At 59.2% G+C, this 7,433-nt stretch carries 7 protein-coding genes; all 7 read right to left on the reverse strand.

The features are described from left to right. On the reverse strand, window positions 1-544 hold a 544-nt coding region (locus QZT71_RS11430), incomplete at its 3' end, for a hypothetical protein (RefSeq protein WP_295916293.1). 32 nt (window positions 545-576) lie between these two features. Beyond that, window positions 577-1,527, reverse strand: coding sequence for a hypothetical protein (locus QZT71_RS11435; protein WP_295916295.1), 951 nt, complete (start codon window positions 1,525-1,527; stop codon window positions 577-579). Between the two features lie 10 nt (window positions 1,528-1,537). Next, on the reverse strand, window positions 1,538-2,803 hold the full coding sequence (locus QZT71_RS11440) for a DUF6175 family protein (RefSeq protein ID WP_295916297.1): 1,266 nt from the start codon (window positions 2,801-2,803) through the stop codon (window positions 1,538-1,540). A 91-nt stretch (window positions 2,804-2,894) separates the two neighbouring features. Beyond that, the gene (locus QZT71_RS11445; RefSeq protein ID WP_295916298.1) at window positions 2,895-3,791 is read right to left on the reverse strand and encodes a hypothetical protein; all 897 of its coding nucleotides are present in this window, start codon (window positions 3,789-3,791) and stop codon (window positions 2,895-2,897) included. 563 nt (window positions 3,792-4,354) lie between these two features. Further along, a complete protein-coding gene (locus tag QZT71_RS11450; RefSeq protein WP_295916301.1) occupies window positions 4,355-4,867 on the reverse strand; it encodes a hypothetical protein in 513 nt (170 codons plus the stop codon). Between the two features lie 84 nt (window positions 4,868-4,951). Continuing rightward, window positions 4,952-5,944 carry an aspartate-semialdehyde dehydrogenase gene (locus QZT71_RS11455; protein WP_295916302.1) on the reverse strand — a complete coding sequence of 331 codons (993 nt, stop codon included), beginning with the start codon at window positions 5,942-5,944 and terminating at the stop codon, window positions 4,952-4,954. 470 nt (window positions 5,945-6,414) lie between these two features. After that, on the reverse strand, window positions 6,415-7,433 hold a 1,019-nt coding region (locus tag QZT71_RS11460), incomplete at its 5' end, for an AraC family transcriptional regulator (RefSeq protein WP_295916304.1).

The raw sequence follows: 7,433 nt of genomic DNA on the forward strand, positions 1-7,433 counted from the left end.
TTACAATCACCTTCCGCCTGTTCCGGGCATGCCCCGCCGCCTGCTGCGCGAGGGCTTCGTCCAGCCGTTGCTGCATGGCGTCGAGCCGCTCCAGCACTTCGGGCCGCTGCGCGAAACGCTCCCGCACGGAAGCGGCATCTTCGGCGAAGACGCGCGCCGCAGCGCGGACGACCACTTCGCCGGCACTCAACCGCAGCTTTCCCTGCATGCGGGCGAGCAGCGCCATGACGAGCGGCACCAGGACGACGACCGCCAGCAGGTAGAAGAAATTGGCACCCGTGGCCACTCCGGCCAACAGGCAGAATACAAGCGCCGCGGCACACAGGGCCGGGGTCATCTTACGCACGGTGTCGCCCATGGCGGGCTGCGGCACCGAATCCAGTCCGGCAAGCCCCTCCTCGAGGCTCGCGAGCATCAGCCGGGGATCCTCCCCGGCAACGGAGGTGATATCGTTGACGACGGCTTCGACATAATCGGCGCCGCAGTCGGGACACAGGTTCTGCGCATCTTCCATTCGGGCGCCGCAGACAGGACAGGTTTTCATGGTAATTCCAGGTTTATCCGACAATGATTCCATCAAAGACCGAAGAGCCATTCGCCCAGCGACTTGCCCTTCTTGGCAGAGGATTCGGCCCGCGCCGCTTTCTGCGTCTGCGCCTCGACGGTCGCCTCCTGCTGCGTCACTTCACGCATTTGCCGGGCATCCATCTTACGCAGTTCCTGCTCCAGCGCCGCGGCTTCGGCCGCCGCAGCCTCGGCATCGAGGCGGCGCAGGAACTTGAGCACTTCGCCGTAATTGGGACTCACGGGATTGCAGGCGCGGCACAACTCCAGCGCCCCGTCGATATCGCCCCGGCGCACCAGGATGTCGGCTTCGGCGACGGCACGTTTCACCTCGTTTTCGAGCAGTTTGTTGTACACCTGCACCTTGAGGTCGGCAACGGCCTCGTATTCGTCGACGCTCTCCGGAACCACCGCCAGCGCAGCCATCGCATCCTCATACTCCCCGCGTGCGACCAGCGAATTGACCTTGGCGAGTATCTTCGGCATCTGGCGCGAATAATAATCGGCGATGCCCTGCTGCACGTCCTTAATCAATTTGGCGAAGCGCGCATCGCTGACGCTGATTTTGTTAATCAGCGACCGCATGCAGGCCTCCTCGCTCTTGCCGTTGGCCTGGAGCGAAACGGTCTGGCTGCCGAAAACGGTATCCTCGAAGAGGTTCTTGACCGAAAGCGTCAAATCGGCGCGCACCACGTGCAGGGTGGTCATCCCCGTATCGACCGTTCCGTCATCGGTAATCGTGAGCGTCGGGGTGACGACGAAAAGCCCGGCGGCATCGGCCATGCCGTTGCGGGTGATGATTTTGCTGATTTTGTTCTTGAGCGCCGCGGCGTTGTTCCCGCCGAGCTGTTCGGCCGTGGCCGCATCGATATAGGCCGAGAGGTCGATGACGCTCTGGGCCCGGAGAGCGATTGCGCCCAGCACGAAAGCCAGGCAGAGCGCTGATTTACGAAACAGGTTCATGGTCGGTAACTTAATATATGATTACATCTACGGAGTTGCCCGTGATCGTACGCGACACGGAGAGGTCAAGTCCCTTGAGGTACTGGTAGAGCGCCAGCGCGAAGTCGTTGATGTCCGACTGCATGCCGTCCTCCACGGAGTTGTCGATATAAATATCGCTGAAAGCCAGCAGGGTGCTCGTACGGCCCTGCGAATGGTATTTGCCGTTCTTGGCATGGCGCTTCACCCACGAAACGAGGATATCCGACAGGGGCATGATGTTGTTGATCTCGGTGTCCATGTTGATGGCCGAGCCGGGGTCGATTGTAAAGCGCACGGCCACGCTCTGTCCCGTCGAAATCTTGGTCGCCATGCGCGTGGAAATCTGCTTCATGAAGTCGCCGATCATCGCCTTGGCCATGACGCCGCACAGCACGTCGGCCGTGGTGCGCTTGCGGCCCGATATTTCGGATTTGGTAGCCAGCGTGTTGCCCGTAGCGACCTCGATGGCCTGCAGCGTCAGCGAAACGCGCACGCCGCCGTCGTTCACGTCCTGGTTGATGTCGACGCTCACGGAAACGTCGGCCCCCGAGTTGGCCAGAATCGCATCGTCGAGCGACATGCCGTCGCCCATGCGCACCTGGTAGGTGTTGGCGTTGTTGAGCGAGGTCAGCAGGTCTTTGGTTTCGACCCCTTCGCCGATAAAGCCTTCGTTGACTTTCGAGATGGCCATGCGCATGTCCGAATTGTTGCGAATCGCCTCCTCGTAGGACTCGCTGCCCTTGCGGAAAGGCACGACCATGACCGTGGGCATGGCAATCACCTCCTGCGTTTCGGAGAGCGCGATGTCGGAGGCGCTGCGTCCGATGACGCCGTTGTTGACCAAATCGCGCTCCAGCGACTCGGTATAGAGGCCGATCGTGGCGAAGATTTGTATGTCCTTGCCCGCCGTCTTGTTGGTTTTGTCGGCGACCGTGCAGCTGCGGATGAAGTTGGCGTAGCGGGTGGTGCCGAGCAGCTGCCCGACATACTGCGCCGCACTGTCCGAAGGTTTGTAGCCCAACAGGGGTTTATTGTCGTTCAGGCCGTCTATACCGTTATATAAATAAGTGTATATCACTGATTTTTTCGCCATTTCAATCGCGTCTTTCTTCGTGCGGGCGATTCCCGAGCACTCCAGCGTCGCGATTTTCCCGGTCGTTGACTTCAGGATGGCATCGGTCGTGTAGTTCTGCGCTGCGGCGGGAAACAGGGCACCCAGGACTGCGAGGGTTGACAATACGGACTTCCTAAACATCGGTTCTATTTTTTAAGTTTATACGGGAAAAGTCCCCGGAGTGCCCAAAGGCGCCCCGGGAACGGTTTCGCAAAGAATATTTACAGACGGATTAAGCACCTACGAGCCCTTTGAGGAAACCTCCGGCGGCCGTACCCTGCTTGTCGAGGATGACAACCAGCGTATCGCCGTTGTTGAACTTCTCCTTGATGGCGTCCTCGCCCGAGGCCACCTGGCACTTCGTCACGCCGTCGAGCACTTCGATGGCGACGATGGTGCCGATTTCCGACTTGGTCACTTTCGGGCCGATCTTACGCTCGGCGTACACTTTGAAGCGGGTCTTTTTGGCAATGCCCATCTCCGTGCCGCCCGAGATGTAGAGCTCTTTCACGCGGCCCTTTTTGTCGGCCTCGCCCAGCTCCAGGATATAGGTTTCGAATTTAAAATGGTTGTCGACGAACCGGGTCATCGACTTGCGCAGGTCTTTCATCGCGTCGTTGAACGCGCCGTCCCGCGAATCGGCATCGATGCCCGACACCGAGAGGTCTTCCGAGGCAATCATGGCGCCGTCGGCGATATTGTAGACTTTCAGCGAATAGGTCACGTCGGCCTTGTTGTACATCTTGCCGTCGATATCCGACTTGAACTGCGAGAAAGCGACGTTGTTGGCCTGTCCGATAACGACTTTCTTGGCCCCCAGCGCCTTGTATGCGGCTTCGCTCTCGGTCTTCCAGTTGGCGTCGTTCACCACGTCCTCGATATTGCGGTCGGCGTAGAGCTTCGACAGCGTGCCGTCGGTCAGCGCATCGACGATGTGGAAACGCCCCCGGTCGGCAAAACCCGACAATACGGCGGCGCGGATGTTGTCGCAAACAGCCTGGTTGACAGCCGAAGTGTAGGTAAAGGGGTTGATGATGACGGTTTCCTTCGAAGGATCCTCCTGGGCGGAAGCGCCCGCGAAAACAAGGGTGGCGGCAAATGCCAGCACGGTTTTTAATGCAGTTTTCATAAATATTTGAGAGTTAAGGGTTAGGCACTTCATCCGCGCTACGACGGGTATGACGCGGCACAGGCTCCCGCACCATGGGAACCGTAACAATCGGCTAAAAATTAAAAAAAGGAAAGCGTGGTGCTGAAGCCTTATTTTAGAGTGGGAGGTTCTTGCAAAACCTGAAGAATAAAATAAGCAACAGTCCCACGCCTATATCCGAAACGGATAAGACGCGAAGAAATGCCCGCCTATTCTCTCCTTCGTAATAATTTGCAAGATTTACCACTCGAGAATAAACTTACACTTTCCGTGTTAGTCAATATGTATCACAAATATACGGAACATATTCGGAAAATACAACTCCGGCACCTCTTTTTTGGGACTGTTGCACCCCGAAGTTACAATAAAAGATTTGATTCCGACGATAACAGACCCGAAAAATGCTGCACCGAAACGGCAAACGGCTCCCGAGCGACACAATCCGGCGCTCCCCGTTCCGGGATTCCGGGGGAAAACAGAAACAGGCCTGCAGCGGAGATCGACAAGGCGCGGCTTGCGGACGGAAACGACCTGCGGCTCCCTTATATCACCCCGGTGAGCATCAGACAGAACAGCACTGCGACGCCCCACCAGGGCAGGTTCCGGCCGGTTTCGGGCATCACGGCTTTCAGGGCTTCGGAACGCTCCAGGTAGCACAGGAAGAGGAACCACAGCACGCACCACACGGCGTGCCCGGCAATGCCCCGGAGATACGGCTCCATTCCCCCGTGCAGCAGCGGGTCGTAGTCGGAGAAAACAAGGATAAGAAGCGCCGCAAAGCGCATGACAGCCTGCAGCCCGGCATACCAGCGCGCCAGCGACAACCCGTAGGGGCTCCGGTCGACAAAACCCCACAACACGCAAACGGCCAACGCCACGCCGACCACAGGGATAAGGTACAACAAGATCGGACCGCCGCCCAGCCACCACGAGCCCGACACGATCTGCATGAGTTGCCCGAACCCCCACTCCCAAAGACGGTAAACGACATAGGCGCCGAAGAGCCACACAGGGCCGGGCAGCTCGGTCAAACGCTCCAAATACCTGGATTTCATAAGGCACGAATTTTATACCGGAAACAAAGATACAAAAAAAAAGGGAACACGCAGTTCCCTTTTTACCGGTTGCAGGCCGCAGTCCTACATCAGCGTTTCCAGTATCTGCACGGCATTGAGCGCCGCGCCTTTCTTGATTTGGTCGCTGACGCACCAGAACGCCAGGCCGTTTTCGCAGGTCAAATCCTTGCGGATGCGGCCCACGTAGACGGGATCCTTGCCGGCGATGAACAGCGGCATCGGGTAGACCTTGCCGGAGGGATCGTCCATCAGCACCACGCCCTCGGCTTTCGAGAACGCCTCGCGGGCCTCGGCCACCGACACGGGGCGCTCGGTTTCGAGCCAGATGCTCTCCGAGTGGGCGCGCATCACGGGCACGCGCACGCAGGTCGCCGACACGGCAATGTCCGAGTGCATGATTTTGCGTGTTTCGTAGAACATCTTCATCTCCTCTTTGGTATAGTCGTTGTCGGTGAACACGTCGATATGGGGAATCACGTTGTATGCCAGCTGGAACGCAAACTTGCTGACCGTCGGCTCCTTGCCTGCGCCCAGCTCGGCATATTGCGCGACCAGCTCGTCCATCGCCGCAGCCCCGGCGCCGCTGGCCGACTGATAGGTCGAAACATGCACGCGGCGGATGTGCGAAACGTCCTCGATTGCTTTCAGCGCCACAACCATCTGGATTGTCGTGCAATTGGGATTGGCGATGATGCGGCGGGGCGCATTTTTCGCATCCCCGGGGTTGACCTCCGGCACCACGAGGGGCACGTCGGCATCCATGCGGAAAGCGCTCGAGTTGTCGATCATCACGGCGCCGTGTTTGGTAATCGTTTCCGCATATTCGCGCGATGTCCCGGCCCCGGCCGACGTCAGGGCGAAATCCACCCCTTTGAAATCGTCGTTATGCTGTAACAATTTGACCGTGACATCTTTCCCGCGGAACTTGTACGTGCGACCCGCACTGCGTTCGGAACCGAACAGCACCAATTCGTCGATCCGCAGATCGCGCTCTTCCAAAATTTTCAGAAACTCCTGTCCCACAGCGCCGCTGGCGCCCACAATCGCAATTTTCATTTCGATAAAGTTAAAAATAATCCTCGTTCCCGCTCGGACGAACCGTACACGGAAGCTCCGGCGGCAAATATAACGATTTCACTGCGAACGGCAAAAAATATATGTACGTTCCGGGGTGGGAACAGCCGCAAAACCCGGAAGATACGGGACACGGCACCGGGCAAGGAGCCAAAAACCGCCATCGTTTTGTCCCGCGTGCAGCATTCCGGGAGGGAGAGGGCAGACCGCGGGGACAGCACACGCCGCACAACAGGGAGCGCACCGTACAACAGGCACAGTCCGACACGGCAGGCAGGCACGGCAGGCAGACACGGCACAACAGGCAGGCACGGCAGGCATGACAGGCACGGCACAGTACGGCACAGACGGCACAACAGGCAGACACGACCAGCAGGGCAGGCAGGGCAAGCACGGCACAACAGGCAGGCAGGCTCGACACAGTACGGCAGCGCAGCCCGGCCGGACTTTCGTCAGACCGCCTCCGCCTCCATCGTTTCCCGGATTTTCCGCTCCCGGTAAGTTTTCGGCGTGCAGCCGAAACGGGCGACAAATCCCCGGAAGAACGTACTGCGGTTGGAGAAACCCGATTTGTAAATGATTTCGTCGATCGAAAGTTTCGTGGTAACCAGCAGTTGTTCGGCCATGCCGAGCCGGTATTCCCGGACAATACAGGCCGGGGTCTGCTGGGTTATCCCGCCCAGTTTGCGGTAGAAATTCGGAAGGCTCATCCCCATTTCGCCGGCGATGAACTGCGTGGAAAGCGACGGGTCGAGGATATTCAGGCGGATAATGCCGAGCATCTTGTCGAGGAAAGCCTTGTCGTCCCGGTGGAGCATGCGCCCCTGCGCCAGGTCGAAAGCGCTGCAAGCCGGACGGTCGCACTCGCTGTGCGACGCGTAACGGTGCAACAGCTGCGCGGCGACGCTCCGCAGGTGCGCCAGGTCGAAAGGCAGCGTCAGGCAGATATCCGCGCCCGGAACCGGGTTTTCGGCCAGGATATCGGGACGCGTCCCCACGCTCAACAGGATAACGGGCACCTGTGCGAGCTGGCGGGTTCGGCGGATGGTGCGGATTATTTCGTCCAGGGCCCCGACGTGCGCAGCCGCCCCGCAAAGGATAATTTGCGGCGACATCACGGCAAGCAGCCCGGCAGCCCGGTCCAAATCGTCGATAACCGCGATATTGTACTCTCCGGCAAACAGCTCCCGGATAAGGGCAATCATGTCGCGGTCTTCGTTTATCACGAGCATTGCGGGCAGTGCCCCGCCGGATTCGGCAGGCAGCGCATCGCCGGAATACCGCACGGATTGGAATTCCGGCTCCGGGGCAGTCCGCCCGGCCTGTATGTCCCCGGCCCCGGGCAGCGACAGCGCATAAGTCGTCGCATCCCCGTCGGAAAGAACCCGGAATTCACCCCGGAGTTTGGCGACAAGGCCACGGCAGACCGCCAGTTCCGCATCGTCGCCGGACACCGGCGCTTCCCGCCCCG

Origin of the sequence: uncultured Alistipes sp. (genome assembly GCF_902388705.1) — a bacterium.
Classification (GTDB): Bacteria; Bacteroidota; Bacteroidia; order Bacteroidales; family Rikenellaceae; genus Alistipes.